General features: G+C 64.2%; 22 protein-coding genes. 10 read left to right on the top strand and 12 right to left on the bottom strand.

The genetic code is table 11. The annotated features are described in order from the left end of the window. Positions 1 to 103: 103 nt before the first annotated feature. From SO139_RS23715 to SO139_RS23690, 6 genes are all read left to right on the top strand, one after another. The gene (locus SO139_RS23715) at positions 104 to 694 is read left to right on the top strand and encodes an ANTAR domain-containing response regulator (RefSeq protein ID WP_449381711.1); all 591 of its coding nucleotides are present in this window, start codon (positions 104 to 106) and stop codon (positions 692 to 694) included. Further along, positions 691 to 1860, top strand: a complete 1170-nt coding sequence (locus tag SO139_RS23710) for a CmpA/NrtA family ABC transporter substrate-binding protein (protein WP_449381710.1) — start codon at positions 691 to 693, stop codon at positions 1858 to 1860. Before SO139_RS23715 ends, SO139_RS23710 begins: the two co-directional genes overlap by 4 nt. Positions 1861 to 2206: 346 nt before the next feature. Beyond that, complete coding sequence (locus tag SO139_RS23705) at positions 2207 to 3037, top strand: formate/nitrite transporter family protein (protein ID WP_449381709.1); 831 nt, start codon at positions 2207 to 2209, stop codon at positions 3035 to 3037. Positions 3038 to 3050: 13 nt separating this feature from the next. After that, positions 3051 to 4832, top strand: coding sequence for a NirA family protein (locus SO139_RS23700; RefSeq protein WP_449381708.1), 1782 nt, complete (start codon positions 3051 to 3053; stop codon positions 4830 to 4832). Continuing rightward, positions 4829 to 6445, top strand: a complete 1617-nt coding sequence (locus SO139_RS23695; protein WP_449381707.1) for a sulfite reductase subunit alpha — start codon at positions 4829 to 4831, stop codon at positions 6443 to 6445. The genes SO139_RS23700 and SO139_RS23695 overlap by 4 nt, the downstream gene beginning before the upstream one ends. A 187-nt stretch (positions 6446 to 6632) precedes the next feature. Next, on the top strand, positions 6633 to 6785 hold the full coding sequence (locus SO139_RS23690) for a hypothetical protein (RefSeq protein ID WP_449381706.1): 153 nt from the start codon (positions 6633 to 6635) through the stop codon (positions 6783 to 6785). Between the two features lie 107 nt (positions 6786 to 6892). Here SO139_RS23690 and SO139_RS23685 read toward each other — a convergent pair whose 3' ends face one another. Genes SO139_RS23685 through pxpB form a run of 3 tightly spaced genes read right to left on the bottom strand, consistent with a single transcriptional unit; the run spans position 6893 to position 9453 of the window. Continuing rightward, positions 6893 to 7663 carry a LamB/YcsF family protein gene (locus SO139_RS23685; protein WP_449381705.1) on the bottom strand — a complete coding sequence of 257 codons (771 nt, stop codon included), beginning with the start codon at positions 7661 to 7663 and terminating at the stop codon, positions 6893 to 6895. Between the two features lie 24 nt (positions 7664 to 7687). Further along, positions 7688 to 8725: a 5-oxoprolinase subunit C family protein gene (locus tag SO139_RS23680; protein WP_449381704.1), complete on the bottom strand. Its 1038-nt coding sequence runs from the start codon at positions 8723 to 8725 to the stop codon at positions 7688 to 7690. Beyond that, positions 8722 to 9453 (bottom strand): 5-oxoprolinase subunit PxpB, encoded by a 732-nt coding sequence (gene pxpB / locus SO139_RS23675; RefSeq protein WP_449381703.1) that lies wholly within the window; start codon positions 9451 to 9453, stop codon positions 8722 to 8724. The genes SO139_RS23680 and pxpB overlap by 4 nt, the downstream gene beginning before the upstream one ends. A gap of 231 nt (positions 9454 to 9684) precedes the next feature. Here pxpB and SO139_RS23670 point away from each other — a divergent pair, with 231 nt between their 5' ends. Next, complete coding sequence (locus tag SO139_RS23670; RefSeq protein WP_036012452.1) at positions 9685 to 10383, top strand: ribonuclease activity regulator RraA; 699 nt, start codon at positions 9685 to 9687, stop codon at positions 10381 to 10383. A gap of 17 nt (positions 10384 to 10400) precedes the next feature. After that, positions 10401 to 10805: a (R)-mandelonitrile lyase gene (locus tag SO139_RS23665; RefSeq protein ID WP_449381702.1), complete on the top strand. Its 405-nt coding sequence runs from the start codon at positions 10401 to 10403 to the stop codon at positions 10803 to 10805. A gap of 132 nt (positions 10806 to 10937) precedes the next feature. Here the strand turns inward: SO139_RS23665 and SO139_RS23660 are convergent, their stop codons facing one another. The 4 genes from SO139_RS23660 to SO139_RS23645 all read right to left on the bottom strand — a co-directional run bounded on the left by SO139_RS23660 (position 10938) and on the right by SO139_RS23645 (position 13743). Next, positions 10938 to 11123, bottom strand: coding sequence for a hypothetical protein (locus tag SO139_RS23660; RefSeq protein WP_449381701.1), 186 nt, complete (start codon positions 11121 to 11123; stop codon positions 10938 to 10940). Between the two features lie 245 nt (positions 11124 to 11368). Next, positions 11369 to 11950, bottom strand: a complete 582-nt coding sequence (locus SO139_RS23655) for a hypothetical protein (protein ID WP_449381700.1) — start codon at positions 11948 to 11950, stop codon at positions 11369 to 11371. Positions 11951 to 11971: 21 nt separating this feature from the next. Beyond that, positions 11972 to 13147: a TAXI family TRAP transporter solute-binding subunit gene (locus SO139_RS23650; protein WP_449381699.1), complete on the bottom strand. Its 1176-nt coding sequence runs from the start codon at positions 13145 to 13147 to the stop codon at positions 11972 to 11974. Between the two features lie 239 nt (positions 13148 to 13386). After that, on the bottom strand, positions 13387 to 13743 hold the full coding sequence (locus SO139_RS23645; RefSeq protein WP_449381698.1) for a hypothetical protein: 357 nt from the start codon (positions 13741 to 13743) through the stop codon (positions 13387 to 13389). A 195-nt stretch (positions 13744 to 13938) separates the two neighbouring features. On the opposite strand from SO139_RS23645, the gene SO139_RS23640 reads away from it, so the two are divergent. Beyond that, entirely contained in the window at positions 13939 to 14751 is an 813-nt protein-coding gene (locus tag SO139_RS23640; protein WP_449381697.1) for a class I SAM-dependent methyltransferase, read from the top strand. A 127-nt stretch (positions 14752 to 14878) separates the two neighbouring features. Here SO139_RS23640 and SO139_RS23635 read toward each other — a convergent pair whose 3' ends face one another. Both SO139_RS23635 and SO139_RS23630 read right to left on the bottom strand, forming a co-directional pair. Then, entirely contained in the window at positions 14879 to 15829 is a 951-nt protein-coding gene (locus SO139_RS23635) for a DUF2147 domain-containing protein (protein WP_449381696.1), read from the bottom strand. A gap of 178 nt (positions 15830 to 16007) precedes the next feature. Next, entirely contained in the window at positions 16008 to 16793 is a 786-nt protein-coding gene (locus SO139_RS23630) for a transporter substrate-binding domain-containing protein (protein WP_449381695.1), read from the bottom strand. Between the two features lie 59 nt (positions 16794 to 16852). Between SO139_RS23630 and SO139_RS23625 the strand changes: the two genes are divergently transcribed. Further along, positions 16853 to 17395, top strand: a complete 543-nt coding sequence (locus tag SO139_RS23625; protein ID WP_449381694.1) for a DUF1993 domain-containing protein — start codon at positions 16853 to 16855, stop codon at positions 17393 to 17395. A 3-nt stretch (positions 17396 to 17398) separates the two neighbouring features. On the opposite strand, the gene SO139_RS23620 is transcribed toward SO139_RS23625, so the two are convergent. The 3 genes from SO139_RS23620 to SO139_RS23610 all read right to left on the bottom strand — a co-directional run bounded on the left by SO139_RS23620 (position 17399) and on the right by SO139_RS23610 (position 20135). Further along, the gene (locus SO139_RS23620) at positions 17399 to 17839 is read right to left on the bottom strand and encodes a hypothetical protein (RefSeq protein WP_449381693.1); all 441 of its coding nucleotides are present in this window, start codon (positions 17837 to 17839) and stop codon (positions 17399 to 17401) included. A 168-nt stretch (positions 17840 to 18007) separates the two neighbouring features. Continuing rightward, entirely contained in the window at positions 18008 to 18997 is a 990-nt protein-coding gene (locus tag SO139_RS23615; protein WP_449381692.1) for a hydroxyacid dehydrogenase, read from the bottom strand. Between the two features lie 37 nt (positions 18998 to 19034). Next, complete coding sequence (locus SO139_RS23610; protein WP_449381691.1) at positions 19035 to 20135, bottom strand: ABC transporter ATP-binding protein; 1101 nt, start codon at positions 20133 to 20135, stop codon at positions 19035 to 19037.

Here is a 20135-nt window from a genome sequence, read left to right as displayed (position 1 = left end):
TGCCTGATTGACCGCCTGCAGCTAGTCCTAATTGCCCACAATTACAACCCTTTGCATGGGGCTCCGGCGTGCTATGGATGCCTCGCCGGGTGGTGAGTGAGCGATGAGCGCCGAACAGTCGCCTAAAATTGTGATTGTCGACGAAAGCCCGATCCGGGCCGCGATCCTCGAGGAGGGGTTGCGGGAGGCGGGCTTCACCCAGGTCGTTCATATCAGGGAGATGCAGAGCCTGTTGGCGCGCATCTATGCCGTTGACCCCGATATCATCCTGATCGATCTGGAAAACCCCAGTCGCGACGTCCTGGAACAGATGTTCCAGGTCAGCCGCGCCGTTCGCCGGCCGATCGCGATGTTCGTCGACCAGAGTGATTCGGCCTCGATCCAGGCCTCCGTGGAGGCGGGGGTATCGGCCTACATCGTCGACGGGCTGAAGAAAGAGCGCATCAAGCCGATCCTCGACCTCTGCGTGTCCCGCTTCAACGCCTTCGCGAAACTCCAGGAGGAGCTGGAGCGCACCAAGTCGCAGCTCGAGGACCGCAAGGTCATCGAGCGTGCCAAGGGCATATTGATGCGGGTGAAGGGCCTGACCGAAGACGAGGCCTATGTGCTGATGCGCTCCACCGCGATGCGCGAGAAGAAGAAGATCGGCGAGATCGCCCAGTCGATCATCACCGCGTCGGAGATGCTGAAATGACCGGACCGCTCCGCATAGGGTTCATCCCGCTGGTCGATGCCGCAGCGCTGATCGTTGCCGTCGACAAGGGGTTTACCGCGGCCGAAGGGCTCGAGGTCGAGCTGGTGCGCGAGGTCTCCTGGTCCAACGTCCGCGACAAGCTCAATATCGGACTGTTCGATGCAGCGCATCTGCTCGCGCCCGTCGCGATCGCGTCCTCGCTCGGGCTTGGCCACGTCAAGGTGCCGATCGCAGCCCCCTTCAACCTTGGCATCAATGGCAATGCCATCACTATCTCGCCCGCGCTGCATGCCGCGCTGATGGAGCAGATCGACGGCGACCGCTTCGATCCGATGGCGACCGCCAAAGCGCTCTCGCGCGTGGTGGCGAAACGGCGCCAGGCAGGGGCTGAGCCGCTGACCTTTGGCATGACCTTCCCATTCTCGACCCATAACTACCAGCTCAGGTTCTGGATGGCGGCGGCCGGCGTCGATCCCGACGAGGACGTGCGTCTCGTGGTGCTGCCGCCACCCTACATGGTCGACAGCCTCGCCAACGGCCATGTCGATGCGTTCTGCGTCGGCGCGCCCTGGAATTCGGTCGCGGTCGATCTCGGCATCGGCCATATCCTGCATTTCTCCTCCGACATCCTGGTCCGTGCCGCGGAGAAGGTGCTGGCCATGCGCCAGACCTGGTCGGAGAAGAATCCGGATGTGGTGGCCGCGCTGGTGCGCGCGGCGGAGAAGGCCGCAGCCTTCATTGAGCATCCCGACAACCGCAACGAGGCCGCGCGCATCCTGGCGCAGCCGGAGCGGATCGGCGTCGATGCCCAGGTCATTCAGCGGACCCTCGATGGCCGGCTGAAGATCGCGCCTGACGGCACCCTGCGCGAAAGCGGCCGCTATCTCCTGGTCGGCCGTGAGGGGGCAGGGCGCCCCGACCCAGTCCAAGCCGCCTGGCTCTATGCGCAGATGGTACGCTGGGGGCAGACCGCGCTGAGCGAGGCGGCGCTGAAGACGGCCATGGGGGTGTTTCGGCCTGACCTCTATGACGCCGCAGTGGACGCCGGGGGAGGCGGCAAGGAGGCCTCGGCCAGCTCGTTCGGGGCCTTCGCTGGACCGGCCTTTGACCCCGAAGATCTGGCCGGGTATCTCGCCTCCTTCGAGGTTACGCACCGCGTCCGTTAGATCCTGCTCAAACATTAGGCGCCACGATTCGAAGCTTAAACTTTGGGCCATTGCTGCCTGAAGCAGCATGAATGCTGATCCATTTCATGCAGTGCACCCAAATGTAACCAACTGATTTTGCTCGAATTCCAGAATTATGCTGCGTTGGCACACTCCTTGAATAGGAGGAGTAAGCCGACCGGCGTGGAAGCCGGCGGCTCCAAGTCCATGATGGATTTCCGCAGCAACGAGGCTGATCGGATCGCCCCGGGTTCCGGCCAGGCCACGTGCGCCTGAAATCGTGCTCCCAGCGATCAACGTCGTTTCAACCCGTTGTGGCCGCCCTGCGCGGTGCTGGAGCTTCGATATGGATTATTCAAAACCCTCTGATGTTGTGGCCTCGATGGTCGATGCCAGCTTGAAGAAGCTTGCGCTCGGGCCGCGCGACCTCCTGATCCGAGGCGCGATCTCGGGAGCATTGCTTGGTGCCGCCACGACCCTCGCCCTCACCGGCGCGGTGACCACCGGCCAGCCGATCGTCGGCGCACTCATCTTTCCCGTCAGCCTCGTGATGATCGTTCTGCTCGGGCTCGAACTCGTCACCGGCAGCTTCGCCATCGTGCCGCTCGCCCGGCTCGAGGGCAAAGCCACCTGGAATGCGGTGATCGCCAACTGGTCTTGGGTCTTCGTCGCCAATCTGCTCGGCAGCCTCGCCTTCGGTGCCCTGATTGCGATCTCGCTCACCAACATGGGCAAGGTCGAGGTCGCCGGCGTCGCCGCACGCATCGTTGCGGTGGCGGAAGCCAAGACGATCGGCAATGCCGCGATCGGCACCGCCGGCATGGTCTCCGTCTTCGTCAAGGCGATTCTCTGCAACTGGCTGGTCTGCCTCGGCGTCGTCATGGCGATGACCTCGACTTCGACAGTCGGCAAGATCGCGGCGACCTGGCTGCCGATCTTCCTGTTCTTCGCGCTCGGCTTCGAGCACGCCGTCGTCAACATGTTCGTTATCCCGACCGGAATGCTGCTCGGCGCGAAAGTGTCCGTCACCGACTGGTGGCTCTGGAATCAGATTCCCGTGACGCTCGGCAATCTCGTCGGCGGCTTTGTCTTCACCGGCCTTGCCCTCTACGCAACGTACAAGCCCGCGAAGCCGGCAGCCGAAGTGGCGCAGGTCGCGGTTCAGCCAGCAGAGTAGGTCCCGTTACCCCATGAAACTCGACACAGCACCCACGGCCGACTTCTCCGACGAGCAGAAGCGCTATCTCGAAGGCTTCATGTCCGGCCTCCAGGTCGGACGTGTCGGCCGCGCCTTTGTCGCTGGCGGCGCGCCCTCGGAGCCGACCGGTCCCGATGCCGCCGCCATCAAGGCGCAGGACAAGCTCACTGCGGCGGGCAAGAAGCTCGCCGACCAGGAGAAGTTCAAGCGGGAGCTGCATCCCTTCGACGGGTATGAGCGGCTGAAGGACCAGGCGCGTAACAACGCAAATCCGACGCCGGCGGACAATTTCCGCTGGCGCTACTACGGCATCTTCTGGGTCGCGCCGGCGCAGACCTCCTACATGGCGCGCCTGCGCATTCCGAACGGTATCCTGAAGCACTGGCAGCTCTCGGGCCTTGCCGATCTCGCCGAAGCCTATGGTGGCGGTTACACCCACGTGACCACGCGCGCCAACTTCCAGATCCGTGAGATCGAGCCGAAGAACGCGGTCGCGCTCATCGAGGGCATCCAGGACATCGGCCTATGCTCGCGCGGTTCCGGCGCGGACAACATCCGCAACGTCACGGGCACGCCGACCGCTGGCATCGATCCGCAGGAGCTGATCGACACGCGCGCTTACGCGCGCGAATGGCACTACCACATCCTCAACGACCGCTCGCTCTACGGCTTGCCGCGCAAATTCAACGTCGCCTTCGACGGCGCGGGCCGCATCGCGGTGCTGGAAGAGACCAACGACATCGCGTTCTCCGCGGTCGAGGTGAAGGACGGCTTTGGCGTCGACGCGGGCGTCTGGTTCCGGCTCGGCATCGGCGGCATCACCGGCCACAGGGATTTCGCAAAATATTCTGACATCGTCGTTCGTCCCGAGGACGCCACTGCAGTTGCCGACGCCATCGTGCGCGTCTTCATCGAGCATGGCGACCGCACCAACCGCACCAAGGCGCGGCTGAAATATGTGCTCGACAATATGGGGCACGATCAGTTTCTCAAGCTCGTGGAGGAACGGCTGAAGAAACCGTTCACGCGCGTGCCGTCGGATGCGATCGCACCGCGTCCGGCTTTCGATCGCATGGCCCATATTGGGGTGCACAAGCAGAAGCAGGCGGGTCACAACTGGGTCGGTGTCGCGCTTCCGGTCGGCAAGCTCACCTGCGAGCAGATGCGCGGCATAGGCAAGATCGCCCAGGATCTCGGCGACGGCGATATCCGCCTGACCGTCTGGCAGAACTTTCTGATCTCGGGCGTCCAGGACGAGAACGTGGCGCTGGTGACCGCGGCCATCGAGAAGCTCGGCCTCGCCACGCAGGTCTCTCAAGTCCGCGCCGGCCTGATCGCCTGCACCGGCAATGCCGGCTGCAAGTTCGCCGCCTCCGATACCAAGCGCCACGCTGCCGCGATCGGGGACTGGTGCGATGAGCGAGTGAAGCTGGACACGCCGCTCAACATCCATCTCACCGGTTGCCACCACTCCTGCGCGCAGCACTACATTTCCGACATCGGCCTGATCGCGGCCAAGGTGCCGGGCGCCACGGAGGAGGACACGGTTGAGGGTTATCACCTCTTCACCGGTGGCGGCTTCGGTCCCGATGCCGATATCGGGCAGGAGGTCTATCACGACGTGAAGGCCGAGGACGCGCCCAGGCTCGTCGAGGGTCTCTTGAAGGCCTATCTCGCCAACCGCGCCTCGCCGGAAGAAACGTTCCTTACCTTCTCTCGTCGCCATGACGGCGAAGCCCTGCGCAAACTGGCCGGAGCGGAAGCAACAGCATGACCCAGATGCCTGTCCCACCGAAACTCGAGATCATCCCGCCGAACGCGCCTTTCAGCGAAGGGCAGCGGCTGTGGCTGAATGGATTTCTCGTGGGCATGTTCGGCCTCGACGGCTCGACGCCGCTGTCGCCGGCCGAAAACGGTGCGGTGCTCGCGCCCCAGGGCGATGGCGATGACGGCGAGGCGCCCTGGCACGATCCGGCGATGCCAATCGGCGATCGCATGAAGCTTGCGGAAGGGCGTCCGCTCCGCCGCCGCATGATGGCGGCGATGGCGCAGCAGGATTGCGGCCAGTGCGGCTACAATTGTGCCGACTATTCCAACGCCATCGCCAAGAAGAGCGAAGCCCGTCTCAACCTCTGCGCTCCAGGCGGCAAGGACACCGCGCGGATGCTGAAGCAGCTCTTTGAGGAGCTGGACAAGGCGCCGGCAGCGAAACCTCCTGGGGGCGGTGCATCGCCGGCAGCGGCCGCACCGGCTGCGCCCGAAGTAAAGGCCGAGCTGGGTCGCGCCCGCGAAAATCCGGCTGAAGCCGTATTCCTGTCGCGACGCCTCCTCAACAAGCAGGGCTCGGAGAAGGAGACCTATCACATCGAGTTCGATCTCTCCGACAGCAAGCTCGACTATGTCGTCGGCGATTCCTTCGGCGTGTTTGCGCGCAACGACCTCGGCCTGGTCGACCAGATAATCGCGCTGCTTGGCGCCTCCCACACCACGCAGGTCAACGGCAAGACGCTGCGCGAGGCGTTGGTCGAGGACGTCTCGCTGTCGCCGGCGCCGGACAAGCTGTTCGAGCTGCTTTCTTTCATCACCGGCGGCGCGCAGCGCGAGAAGGCACGGGCGTTGGCGCAGGGTGAGGATCCCGATGGCGATGCCGCAACGCTCGACGTCATGGCAGCGCTGCAAAAATTCTCCGGCTGCCGACCGCATCCCGAAGCCTTCGTCGAAGCGCTGGAGCCCTTGCAGCCGCGGCTCTACTCGATCTCGTCCTCGCACAATGCGTCGCCCGGAAAGCTGTCGCTGACCGTCGATTCCGTGCGTTACGTCATCGGCAAGCGCAAGCGCCTCGGCGTCGCGTCGACCTTCCTCGGCGAGCGCATCACCGAAGGCGAGAAACTGAAGGTCTATGTGCAGAAGGCGCACGGCTTTGCGCTGCCGCAGGATCCGAAGACGCCGATCATCATGGTCGGTCCCGGCACCGGCGTTGCACCGTTCCGCGCCTTCCTGCTCGACCGCAAGGCGACCGGCGCACCGGGCAAGAACTGGCTGTTTTTCGGCCACCAGCGCAGCGACTGCGATTTCTTCTATCGCGACGAGCTCAACGCGCTGAAGACGGCGGGCTTGTTAACGCGTCTGTCGCTCGCCTGGTCGCGCGACGGCGAGAAGAAGTTTTACGTGCAGGATCGCATGCGCGAGCTCGGCCGCGAGGTCTGGACGTGGCTGGCCGAAGGCGCGCATCTCTACATCTGTGGCGATGCCAAGCGCATGGCCAAGGACGTCGAGCGTGCGCTGGTCGACATCGTCGCCCAATTCGGCGCACGTTCCACGGACGAGGCCGTGAGCTTCGTTGCCGACCTCAAGAAGAAGGGCAGGTTCCAGGCGGATGTCTATTAGCGTGCAGGAACCGGTTCCATTGGCTTAAAGGTTGAGCGAATAAGATTCTCGGAACCCATGGGTGAAGAGAATTTTACTCTACGACGGCGGTTCTGAAGAGAACCGCCGTCGCTATTTCCGCCACCATCTTGTCCGACGCCGCGATTGCTCCTTCATATCTCCGCAAATGGGGCGTTGGAGATCGACCATGCGCGAACTATCGGCGGAAGCGAGGCTGCATTTTTACGCGCGCTCGCTCTCCCGGCGGACCGGGGCGAGCATGCACCATGTGGCGCTCTACAGCGCCTTTGCGGTCATCGCGGCCATCATCTTCGGCACACTGTCGGTGCACCCGTTCTGATTTTGGGTGAGCAAAGGCGCACTTGCGCCGTGCCCACCATCCTTCCGGTCATGAGACAGAAGAGGTGGGCAGCTTTGCTTTGCCCACCCTGCGGCACCGAGCAAGGCTCACGCGGCGCGCTTGAATGGCGCTACCGCAATCCCCGCATCCTTCAACGCCTGACGCAGATTGCGCGCGATATCAACCGCGCCTTGCGTGTCGCCGTGGATGCACACCGTATCCATCCGCATCTTGATGACCTTGCCGGTGACCGAGATCACGGCGCCGTCCTGCACCATGCGCACGACGCGATCGGCGATCGCCTTGGCATCGTGCAACACCGCGCCGGCCTTCTTGCGCGAGACCAGGTTGCCGTCGTCCTCATAGGCGCGGTCGGCGAACACCTCGTGCACCATCGGCAGGTTCGCGTCCTCGCCGGCCTTCACCAGCTTCGAGTTGGCAAGCACAACAAAGATCAGCGAGGGGTCGACGGCCTTGATCCCGGCTGCGATCGCCTTTGCGGTCATGTCGTCCTCGCATGCGACGTTGGAGAGCGCGCCATGCGCTTTCACATGCGTGACCTTGTGGCCGGCCGCGGTCGCGATGGCCTGGAGCGCGCCGATCTGGTAGGCGACGAGGTTTTCGATCTCGGACGATTTCAGCCCGAGGATCGGATGCCGGCCAAAGCCGTGCAGGTCGCGATAGCCGGGATGCGCGCCGATCGAGACACCGCGCGCCTTCGCGAGCTCAACCGTCCGCCGCATGATGTCGGGATCGCCGGCATGGAAGCCGCAGGCGACGTTGACCGATGTCGCAAGCTCGAGCATCGCGGCGTCGTTGCCCATCTCCCAAGCGCCAAATCCCTCACCGAGGTCGCAGTTGAGATCGATCGTCGTCATGGGTGCTCTCCACCTCTGGTTCCGTTACGACTCCGCCGAAACCTGCCACGTCCCGGCATCGACAGCGTTCACCGCGTAGCCCGCGACATTAGCATCGTGCAGGGCATCGATGTTGAGCTCCACGGTGTCCGCCGCGCGTAACCGATCGGGCAGGCGGCGCAGGAGCTGCGCGAATTTCCGGGCCTCGTCCTGCGCTTCGGTCATGCTGATCGCCTTGAAGCGGAACGCGGTGCCGGCAGAGGTCTGGGCGAGGCGGCCGAGATCGGCGGAGATGACCGTTGCGATCTTCGGATAGCCGCCGCTGGTGCCGCGGTCCATCATCAGGACGATCGGCGCGCCGTTGCCCGGCACCTGGATGCTGCCATTGACCGTGCCGTCGGAGACGATGTTGTGGCCGTGGAGATGTTTGATCACCGGGCCTTCGAGCCGGTAACCCATGCGGTCCGAGGTCGCGGAGATCTTCCAGTCGCTCGACAGGAACAGCGCCTTGTTGGCGTCATCGAATTCGTCGTCCTGCGGCCCCAGCACGACGCGGATCGGACCGCTCGTTGGCTTCGGCAATTCGATCCGCTGCTCAGGCCCGCCGCTTGCGACCGCGACGCCGAACTCGTCGCCAGCCTGGAGCGGGCGCGGGTAGGGGCTGCCGAGCCCGGCGCGGGCGTTCACTGCGAGGCTGCCGAACACGGGCTCGCCTCGGACAGCCCCTTCGATCGCGAGATAGCTGAACGCGCCACCGCGGGCGAAGCCGAGCGTCAGCGTCTCGCCATCCTTCAGCGTCATCGAGGTCTCGTTCGCCACAGGCTTGCCGGCGATATCCGCATTGCGCGGGGCGCCCGCGAGCGCGACGCGCACCGCACCGTCGCGCGCGATGAATGAGACGCCGAACGGGCCGATCTCGACAGCGGCCGCGAACAGATCGTTGCCGACCAGGCAGTTGGCGGTCGCCAGCGCCAGCCGGTCCATCGCGCCGCTCGGCGTGAGGCCATAGCGCTGCGAGCCCGGCCGTCCGCCGTCCTGGACGGAGCTGGCCGGGCCGATGCTGGCGACAATGAGCCGACTCATGACGTCGTCAGCTCCGCAATGATCTCGCCCGCTTCGGCGGCGCAGTCCTGCTCCGCAAAGGTCTTAGGGTCGATGGCAAAAAACGTCACGCGATCACCGGGTTCGGTGAGGAAGGTGGGATTCCGGTGGAGCTGATAGGTCCGCACGGGGGTGCGCCCCAACAGGTGCCAGCCGCTGGGACCGGCCAGGCATTGCACGCCGGTTTGAACGCCGCCGATCGCGATCGTTCCGGCGGGCGTCAAGAGTCGCGGATTCTGCCGCCGCGACATGTGCAGGGATTTTTCGAGGCCGCTGAGATAGGACCAGCCCGGGGTGAAGCCGATCATGGCGACGCGATAGTCGCCGGCGATATGGCGGGCCACGATGTCGTCGGGTGTGGTGTTCAGCGTCTTGGCGACATCCTCGAGATCGATGCCGTGCTCGCCGCCATAGGCCACGGGAATGCGCCAGCGGCGCGCTTTTGCCGAGCGCGGCCGCGGCTGGCTTGCAAGCGCAAGCAGCTTTTCGCTCAGTGCATCAAAGGCGATCCGGCCGGGATCGTAGTGCACCAGCAGCGAGCGATAAGTCGGGACCGCCTCGGTGACGCCGTCGATGCCGGCTTCGGTGAGCGCCCGGTCGAGCGCCAACACGCGCTGATTGGCCGCGTCGTCGATGGTCCGGCTGAACTCGACCGTGACGGCACTGTCGCCGCTGGGCAGAAGGCGGGGCGGGGGAAGCGTCGCGGCCATGAGCTGTCGAAATCGGCCCTTTGGAAATCGCGGGAGACTCCTTTGGTTCCCGCTGCCCTTTGCTTCGCGTAAATGCGCCTGCAAGTCCAATAAATTAATTCAGCGCCAAGCGATAAAGCCTTGTTATCGCGTCGCATAACAGCCCTGCGCCGCTTCGCCTTGGCCCTTGACGGCAGGCCTGCGCCTCGCAAGATGCGCAGCTTCTTTCCCACCCGGAGCTCGTTCTCGTCCATGTCGCTATCCCCCGAAGCCCGCAAGACCCTTGCCGGCATCACCACTGCCACCATCACCACGGTCCTGCTGAAGAAGGGCCTGCGCAATGTCTGGATGCGCGGCGCGCGTCCGCTGCGCCCGGGGTTGCCGCGGTTGGTCGGCCCGGCGTTCACGCTGCGCTTCGTGCCGGCGCGCGAGGATCTGGCGACGCCGGAATCCTGGTCCTCTCCGATCTCGACCCGCACCGCGATCGAGGCGATGCCGGAGGGGTGCATCGCCGTGGTCGACGCCATGGGCATCACCGATGCCGGCATCTTCGGCGACATCCTCTGCGCGCGCATGGTCAAGCGCGGCGTCACCGCGCTCGTCACCGACGGTGTCGTGCGTGACGTCGAGGGCGTGCTCGGCACCAATCTTCCGGTGTGGTGCGATGGCTACGCCGCGCCACCGTCGGTCGCGGGCCTGACCTTCGTTGGCTGGGGCGAGCCGATCGGCTGTGGCGGCGTTGCGGTGTTTCCGAACGACATCGTCGTCGCCGACCAGGACGGCTGCGTGCTGATCCCGCAGGCGATGCTCGACCATGTGCTCAATGAGGGCGTCGAGCAGGAGCGAATGGAAGCCTGGATCGTCAACGAGGTGAACAACGGCGCCGTGCTGCCGGGCCTCTACCCCATGAACGCCGAGACCAAGGCGCGCTACGCCGCGAGCAAGAAGTAACAGGAAGAGAGGCACCCATGGAAATCCACGTCGCAGGCACGCGACCGACCCGCCGCGCGCCCAAGGAGAACTTCACCGGCACGGTGTTGCAGGACCCCGTCATCATGGCGCCTGCGCCGGCGCGGCTGAACTGCTCGCGCGTCTCGTTCGAGCCCGGCGCGCGCACCAACTGGCATCACCATCCACTCGGGCAGACGCTCTACGTCATCTCCGGCGTCGGCCGCGTCCAGGCCAAGGGCGGCCCGATCAGGGAAATCCGCCCCGGCGACACCGTCTGGATTCCGCCGGGGGAATTGCATTGGCACGGCGCTTCGCCCACCAACGGCATGACCCACATCGCCATGCAGGAAGCGCTCGACGGCGTGTACTCGACCTGGTTGGAGCCGGTCACCGACGCGGAATATTCGGCACCGGTGGGTTAGCCACGGTCTCGCGCCCCGGCGGCAACGCAGCGCGTCAGCGATGCGTTGCCAATCCGGGGCACAGACCCGCGAGAGCATCAAGCTGACTAGATTCCACTCCGCGTCGCAACACTTCGGGCTGCACCACCGAATTCACAGGACATCGCGGCCCGCGTCGGTGATCCGGTATTCGACCTCGCCTGAAGCCAGTGGTTCGGTCTCAACGAGCCCGAGTTCGATAAGTCGGGCGACGATTTCGTGGTCGAACAGCGGCGTGCTGATCCAGGCTTGGGAAGCCAGCCGTCTCAGGAAATCGCGCTCGGTTGCGGTAAGGTCCATCGGATAAGATCTCGCCACCCAAGAACCAAGGTCGCAGGCGCGTTCTGGTTCCGGCCGGACTATCTCTAGATATCCCCGAAAGCGCTCCAAAGTCCGATTGCGGTGGGCAAGAAGGCCGCGCACGACCACAGCGCGGGTGCGCTGGTGCTTAGGCCGGCAACGAAGATCCAGACGCCAAAGCACACGATGAAACCCGAGATCGCATAGGCAAGCACTTTTTCCATGAGCAAACGCAAAGCTGTGCGTCACTTGGCGACGCGCGCTTCCTCCTTCTTGCTCACGTGCCAGATCACGAGGTGGTAATGCGGCACGTCCACTCCAGGATGCCCCGGATTGAAGTAGATGCTGACGTGGTCAACTGTTCCAGCGAAGCCGGGCGCCTCCAACGACTTGTGATCGTCGATATCCTTGATGGGCACCATATACACGCTCGCCACCAGGCGATCCCTGCGATCAAAGCAGAGGAAAGGACCTAGCGGCAGAGTGTCGGGTTTGACAAAGAGGATGCCCAGGCCGGGAAAGAACTTCGGGAAGTTCACGAGATCGCTGACGCGCTTGTATCCCTTCTTTTCGGCGATCCTCCGCTGATTTGGCCGTGCGGGAGCGACGTAGAGTCTTCCATGTCGTTTTTCGTCCGGGCGAGCATGTGGTTTGCCGTCTGGACGAGTTACCGCCCTGGCTTTCCCGGCATTGTCGGTTGATGGCACGGGAGCGAGCGTCTGCGGATCCGGAAGCTCGAATGGAAAAAGTTGCGCCGCCGGCCGCCTCACGTCGGCGATCAATGCAAGCAACGTGGCCAAGGCTGCGGCCACCAGTAAATTGCGCATCAAGACCTCCCGGTGCTTGGGTCATCGGCCCTGCTGGCGTTCTCGCCACCGCATAAAGTCCTGGAACAGTTGTTCGCGGTCCGGCGGATTGCTGATCGGCTTTTGCTCGAGGAAACGACCGAACGCCTTGCGAAGCGCGGCCTCTCCGCCGGATTGCTGCTGGAGCCAGCGCTCCGCTGGTTGAAATCGCCTCCAACCAGGAAGCAGCGCCGTCAGGTTCACCTCTCGCCACTTCGGGTGATGACCGTCGCCAAGAAATTCAGGAAATCGCGAGAACAGCGTCTGCACAAACAGTTCCACCAGCGGAAACCGCTCGCTGCGCGCCGGCCAGTTGTAAGCGAAAAGCGCGCATTTGATCGCGATGGTGTCGACATTATCAGAGACGCCGATGAGGTCTGGGTAATCTTCGTGGCGGAGGGTCGAGGGCAGAAACTCACGCTCCAGCATCGCCTTCGAATAGGGGATGGACAGAAAGTGAAGGCCATCATCTTGCGCGTATCGCGCGAGGAAGCTGACCGGCTTGCCCGACACCAGCAAGGCGGCGGAGATTTGCCCCTTCCGCATTCCCTCCAGTGCTGCGTCCAAAGCCAGGTTAGATTCGCTGACCTTCACCTCCAGATAGTTGAGCACCTCGCGACCGAGGACGGCGCCAGCGCTGCCTTCTTCGCCGAGATTGACAGGCTTTCCCGCGAGATCCGACAGGCTCTGGATCTCGGGCCGCGCGAGGAGGTGGAACTCTTCGACAAACAGTGGGGTGACGTAGACAAGCTTGTTGCGGATATCTCCGAGCGTTCCTGACTCTCGGAGACGATCGGCCAATGGGACGGGGGCGATCGCAATATCGGCGCCTGCCAGGCTGAGTATGTCGATGATGTTGCGAATGCCACCGTTTCCCACCATTGGCAGCACCCGCAATGCGACCTCCCCGTGAGGGCCGGTCTCCTGGCCGCTGGCCAGGGTGGTAGCAAGGTCCTGAGCGATGGCGAACTCGGTGCTCTGCGCCGCGCCGGTTACAAATCCTGTCGTGTGCGGATCAGAGTTTGCGGCTTCCTTCCTGGGGGCATTTTCCTTCCGCGGAGACATCTTCGACAGAGACGTCTTCGACGCGTCGCTGGGGGAAACGGATGGCCGGCTTTGTGCGAGGGACGTCTGGACCTGTCCGCCGAGCCAGGCCGCTGCAATGAATGCGATGAACAAACCGGCCCGCATAGCTCCGCAGACCCTCATTGTTCAAGCCTGTTCGCGGCGTCAGCGCGCCAGCTTTGGCGCGCCCTTGTCTAGCCGGCAAATCGCACTCGGCCCATCCGTCGCGCGACAGGCTGGAGTGGGTTTGCTTGGGCTTCTCAACGCACCGATCAGAGCGACGTTCCCTGGGATGTCTGTCCACCATTGGCGAACCGCGATTGATTGCCACCCGTCGGGCGAGCGTTGCCGTCCTAGATTTTTTCCGCCGTCCACGTGCCCGTGCACATTGTGCCGTGCCAGGTGCCTGAGCCTGAGGTGCCGGCGAGGTGGCCAAAGCCCGCGGCGCGCTTGATGCCGCTACTCAAGAGGACGCTGATCTTACCTGCCTGTGCGACGCTGCCCGATGCACTCACCGCGGCGCTGCCGGAGGCGATCTGACCGTTGGTGATGCCGATGGCGACCGTCGAGCCGTTGCCGCAGGCTTCGCTCGTTGACGTGATCCGCACATTCCAGGTGCCGTCGAAGCTGCCGGTCGCAGCGCGTGCCTGCCCATACGGCAGGGCAATGACGAGGATGCTGGTCAAAAGTCCTTTGCTAAAATGATTCATGGCTTGCCCCTATGAGTTGAACGTTCTGGGAACCTGCCACGGTGGTCGAGCGCGCCGATGTGAGGGCTATCACGCCGGTTCTGCGGGGCGTGACCTTGCGCACGCTGCGGCCTGCTGTGCAGCGCGACGTGACAAGGCGCCGCCTTCATGGCCTGCTGCCTGCGACCCGAAAGGCTTTTCGCGGAGGACGAAAGGATGCCTGAATCCGACAAGGTGTTTGCCGGCGCGGTCCCGGAAAATTACGACCGCTATATGGTTCCGCTGATTTTCCAGAGCTATGCCGACGACATGGCGCGCCGCGTTGCCGTGCGCTCGCCAAAGGCCGTACTGGAGACGGCGGCGGGAAGCGGCGTGGTTACACGCGCCGTCGCAGCCGTTCTGCCGCCCGATGCGACTTACGTCGTGACCGATCTCAATCAGCCGATGCTCGAGCATGCAAAACTTCGGCAAGGTGCCGATGCGCGCGTCAGCTGGCGCCAGGCCGACGCGCAGGTGCTCCCGTTCCCCGACAGCTCGTTCGACGTCGTGTGCTGCCAGTTCGGCGCGATGTTCTTCCCGGATCGGGTCAAGGCCTACCGGGAGGCGCGGCGCGTGCTGAGGCCGAGAGGGATTTTCATCTTCAGCGTCTGGGACAGGGTCGAGGACAACGTCTTTGCCGGAGACGTCACCGACGCGCTGGCCGAGTTCTTCCCGGACGATCCGCCGCGCTTCCTGGCGCGCACGCCGCATGGCTATCACGACACCGCCACGATCCACCGCGATTTGCAGGACGCAGGGTTTTCAGAGGTGGCAGTTCAAACACGGTCGGATGAAAGCCGATCCATCTCAGCGCGGCATGTGGCGATGAGCTACTGTCAGGGTACGCCACTCCGCAACGAAATCGAGGCGAGACGTCCCGACGCGCTGGAGGCTGCTACTGCTCACGCGGCAAAGAAAATTGCAGCGCGACATGGCGAGGGCGAGATCTCCGCAAAGATCCAGGCGCACGTGATCGAGGCGACGTCCTAAGGCATGATCCGGAAAAGTGTGAAGCGGTATTCCCTCGCGATTGCGCGGAGATCATGCCCAAACAACGCCCCAAAGCGCGATGACGATTCATCCCAATCTCATCGCGCTTTAGCTAGACGGATGTGAACTAGTTCACGCGCGTCCACGTCTGGCCGCCGCAGAACATGCCGCCGAAGGCGCAGCCCTGTACGCGCAGGCGATCGGTGCCGCGCATCGCGATGGTGGAATCATAGGTCGAGCCGGTGTTGGGATCGACGATCCGGCCGGTCCATTTCTGGCCCTGGACCGGCTTCATGTTGATCAGGATCTGCTCGCCGTTCTGGTCCGATTTGGCATCGACCGAGTAGCCACAGAGATTGTTGCCGCACTGCTCGATGCGGACCTTGCCTTCCTTCTCCTCGGTGAGCCAGATGCCGAGCGGCGAATTGAGGTCGCGCGTGGGCGTAGGCGCTGTCGTCGGAGCTGGAGCGGCCGTCGCCTGAACGGGAGGCGGAGCGGGCGCCGGCGGCGGGGCCGGAGCCGGAGCCGGAGGTGCAGGCGGAGCAACCGCGACGGTGGCTGGCGGAGCAGGCGGCGGTGTCACCGCGGGAGCGGCGTCCTGCTGGGCCGGGGCGGGCGGCGATGGTGGAGCCGGCGGAGGCGCAACGGCGGTTGCAGCCGGCGCGTTGTTGGCGGTCGTGGCGGGTGGCGGTGCAGGCGGGGTGGGTGGCGCCGGAGGCGGTACGGCTGCTGCTGGAGCTGGCGCTGCCGCGGGCGTCTGCTCGGCCGCCGGAGGCGGTGTCACGGGAGCCGGCGCGGGCGCAGGATTGGCCGGCGGCTGCGGATCGACCTTGGCCTGTTGGGGCGGCTTCGTGTCCGCCTTGGGAGCGTTCTTGGTGTCCGTCTTGGCGTCGTTCTTCGTGTCGTTCTTGGCCTTCCTCGCCTTGCCCTGGCCGGTGTTGTCGTAGACCCCTGGGATCTGCACCGTGCCGCGATCGGGGTCGATCCGGATGGTGCGGCCGCCATACTCGAAGGTGTATTGCGCTTGCGCGGCCGTGCTCGCCAAAAGAAATGCGGCCATCGCCAACAGCTTTTTCATTGCAATCTCCTGAGCAGGTGCTCCCCGTATCGACCCTTACGCCGCGGCCCCGTGGCGAAACGTGATCCAGATCACTTTCCAGCTATGAGTCGTACTCCCTTCGATCTTGGTTCAATGCCCGCCAACTCGGTTCAAGGTTTGACCGGCGGGCCGCCAAAATGCGGACAGGCGCCGCGTTCTAGTCGAACCAGGCGCCATAAATTTTCTGGTAGCTGCCGTCCTCCATAGAGACGTGCAGCCACTGGTCGACGAAGGCCTTCAGCGCGACGTCGCGCTGGAGCCAGTAGGCCTTCTCCGAGAAATCGAACGGCTTGTCCGGATGCACTGCGCAGAGCACACCCTGATGCTGCTTCTGCTGGTAGCGCGTCTCCGAGGCGTCCGTCATCATCAGGTCGGCATGACCCTTGGCGATCTCGTCGAAGATCGCGGTGTTGTCCGGGAAGACCTCGATGTCGGCGTCCTTGATGTTGGCCCGCGCGAAGCGCTCGTTGGTGCCGCCGGGATTGACGATGACGCGCGTACCCTTCTTGTCGATATCGGCGAGCGTCTGGTACTTGCCGACATCCGCGCAGCGCGCAATCGGCGTCTTGCCCTCACGCATGATGGGCGTCGAGAACAGGCCCTTCTTCTGGCGGTCGAAGGTGATGGAGACACCGCCCATCGCGATGTCGAACTGATCGGCCTCAAAGTCCTTCATCAGCTTGGGCCAGGCGGTCTGGACGTACTCCACTTTGACGCCGAGCGCCTTGCCCAGCGCTTCGGCCATGTCGACGTCGAAGCCGCTGAATTTCTGCGTGGTCTTGTCGAGAGAGGTGAAGGGCCTGTAGTCGCCGGTCATGCCGACGCGCAGCGTGCCGCGCTTGATGATCTCGTCGAGGCGGGAAGGGGACGTTGTCTCCTGTGCATGGGCCGCAAAGCCTATCACCACCGCCGCAGCCAGCGCCGCCAGTCGTCGAACGATCATCTCTTTCCTACCCTCGCATGAGCTGTCATGTTGCTCTTGAACCTGCGGATTTAGACCAGATGTCCGCAAACTGCGAGAAGGAATTTCTTGAGGTGACGCTCTCTCTCCACGAGGCTTCGGTCGGCATGTTCGTGCCGTTCCTGCGCAACCTGTCCGGGCTGCTCGACAAGGCCGCCGCTTACGCCGAGGTGCGCAAGATCGATCCGGCCATCCTGCTGGGCATGCGGCTCTATCCGAACATGTACGATCTGGCGCAGCAGGTGGGCGAGGCGGTCCGCCATGCCGTGGTCGGGCCCGCGCTGCTTGCCGGGCATGAGCCGATCACGTTTGCCGATGCCAAGCCTGATCTTGCGGAGCTGCAGCGGCGCATCGCGGCCGCGATCGATTTCGTCGAGAGCCTGCCGCAGGCCGAGATCGATGCCGCAGGCGAAAAGGACGTCGCCTTCCGCCTGAAAAGCGGCGCCGAGCTGCCCTTCACCGGGCGCTCGCTGCTTCTGACCTTCTCGGTCCCGCAATTCTTCTTCCACGTCACGACCGCCTACGACATCCTGCGGCACGCCGGCGTCGATCTCGTGAAGAAGGATTTTTTGGGAAGAAGGTGAGGCCTACGCCTCACCTTTCCGTACGATGTCGGCGACCGAGCTGCGGTTAGCGATCTCGTCGCGCAGGACCTCGAAGCGGCGATGCGCTTCGCTCTCGCGCTCATCGACGAACCGCACCGCGGCTTCGCCCGACATCGGTCCGCTGACCACAGGCGTGGAATACTCGCCGATGGTCTCGTGAACGTAGTAGAGACCCTCGTCGCCGCGCTGCACGGTCCATTTGAACCGCAGTGCCGCCATCGGCCCGGGGCCGAGCTTGCTGTAGCCGTCGGCGTCGGCCGGGTGCTCCGGCACGAGCGGCTGCTCGTCGACGACCAGATCCTCGTCGGCACTCGGATGCTCGTCGACGCTCGCGAACTTCTCAGTCTCGGGCCGGGCCTCGGGGTGTTCGAGAATGCTGGCGATCGTCGCCAGCGCGTGGTCGGTCGGGTCGATGTCTGACAAGGGGTCATCCTCCAAGAGGACGCGCCGGCAATTCCGTCCCACGACCGGTCGCGACCTGTCAGCCTAGCTTGCCTTTGATTAAGGCCAGGTTTGGGCCCGATTGTGCCAAAATGGGACGTCTGGTTGACCTTGGTGCGGCAATTTCTGCCTCTCCGAAAACTGCAGCGCTCAGGCGAGCACATCCTGGTTGATCACATTCTGACGGATCGGATCGCCGTCGAGCACGCTCAGGATATTGCGCGCGGTCTGCTCGCTCATGCGGTCGACTGCCTCGACGGTGACGCCGGCCACATGCGGCGCCATGATCACGTTCGAAAGCTCGAACAGCGAGTGTCCGGCCGGCGGCGGCTCCTGCTCGAACACGTCGAGGCCGGCACCGGCGAGCCGGCCAGAGGTGAGCGCGTCGTAGAGCGCCTTTTCTTCGACGATACCGCCGCGTGCGGTGTTGATGAGATAGGCGGCCCGCTTCATCAGACCGATCCGCGCGGCATTGAACATGCCGACGGTTTCTGGCGTCTTCGGGCAGTGGATGCTGACGAAGTCGGCGCGGGACAGCGCCGCGTCGAGATCGGTGACCGGCTCGCAACCGGCAGCCTTGATGTCGGCCGCCGGCTTGTAGGGGTCGTAGACCAGGACGTTCATTTCCATCGCGAGGCAGCGCTTGGCGGTGCGGCTGCCGATGCGGCCAAAGCCGACGATCACCACGGTCTTGCCGTAGAGATCGAACGGCAGGATGCCGAGCCGGTCGGCCCATTTGTTGTCCCTGACGCAGGCGTGCAGCTCCTGGGCGCGCTTGGCGAGCGTCAGCATCATGAACAGCGCGGCTTCCGCGACCGAGGGCGAGTTGGCGCTGCCTGCCACCATCAGTGGCACCTTGCGGCGCGAGAGGGCAGGCACGTCGACGGCGTCGTAGCCGACGCCGATCCGCGTCACCACCTTCATGTCCCTGGAGGCCTCGAGCTCGGGCTCGCCGAACCGGGTTGCGCCGAGCGCCACGCCATGAACCGGCGCATGCGCCGTCAGCATCGCCTGGAAATCCGAAGCCGAGATCAGATTGGAGAACTCGACGAGCTCGATGTCGTCCCGCTGGGTGAGAAGGGCGCGTGCGCCCCGCGACAAAGTTTGCGTGACAAAAATCTTCTTCTTGTTGGCCGCCATCGTTCCCTGCCTGCTCGAAGCTTTTCTCGTCCGGCCATCACAGCACGAGGCCGGTCGCCTCGTTTAGCAGGTGCATGTTGTTGAGGTCCATCGCCAAACGCATGGGTGCCCCGTCCTTGGCGCCGGCATTGGGATCGACGCGGCCGCAGACCGGCGTGCCCTCGAGGGTGAAGTAGACCAGCGTCTCCATGCCCATGGGCTCGGTGACATCCAGCACGGTGTCGAAGGTCTCGACCCCGGGCGCCAGATGCGCATGCGACTCGGTGAGGTGCTCGGGGCGGATGCCGAGCTGCAGCTTGTCGGTGCGCGGCAGAGCGTTGTAGCGCGAGGCGCGCGCCGGCGGCAGCGGGAAGGAGACACGATCGGTCAGGCGGATGTTGAGCTGGCCGCCGACGTCCTCGAGCCGGCATGGCACGAAATTCATCGCGGGCGAGCCGATGAAGCCCGCGACGAAGCGCGTCGCCGGCTTGTGGTAGAGCTCGTTCGGCGTGCCGATCTGCTCGATGCGGCCCTTGTTCATCACGACGACGCGGTCCGCCAGCGTCATCGCTTCGACCTGGTCGTGGGTAACGTAGACTGTGGTGGTGCGCACCTTTTGATGCACCTTCTTGATCTCGATGCGCATCTGCACGCGCAGCTTGGCATCGAGGTTGGACAGCGGCTCGTCGAACAGAAACACTTTCGGATTGCGCACGATCGCGCGCCCCATCGCAACGCGCTGGCGCTGGCCGCCGGAGAGCTGCTTCGGCTTGCGGTCGATCAGGTCGGTGATGTCGAGGAGGCGGGCGGCCTCCGTCACGCGCGCCTTGATCTCGGCCTTGGGATAGTGCTTCAGGCGCAGCCCGAACGACATGTTCTCCGCCACCGTCATGTGCGGATAAAGCGCGTAGTTCTGGAACACCATCGCAATGTCGCGGTCCTTCGGGGGAACGTCGTTGACGACGTCGCCGCCGATCGTGATGTCGCCGTCGCTGATATCCTCGAGGCCCGCGATCATGCGCAGCGTGGTCGACTTGCCGCAGCCCGACGGGCCCACCAGCACGATGAACTCGTGGTCTGCGATGTCGAGATCGATGCCGCGCACCGCCTCGACGTCGTCGTAACGTTTGACCACCTTGCGCAAGGAAACTTCAGCCAT

It is taken from the genome of Bradyrhizobium sp. UFLA05-89 (assembly GCF_059803475.1).
This window is presented reverse-complemented; position numbering and strand designations above follow the sequence as displayed.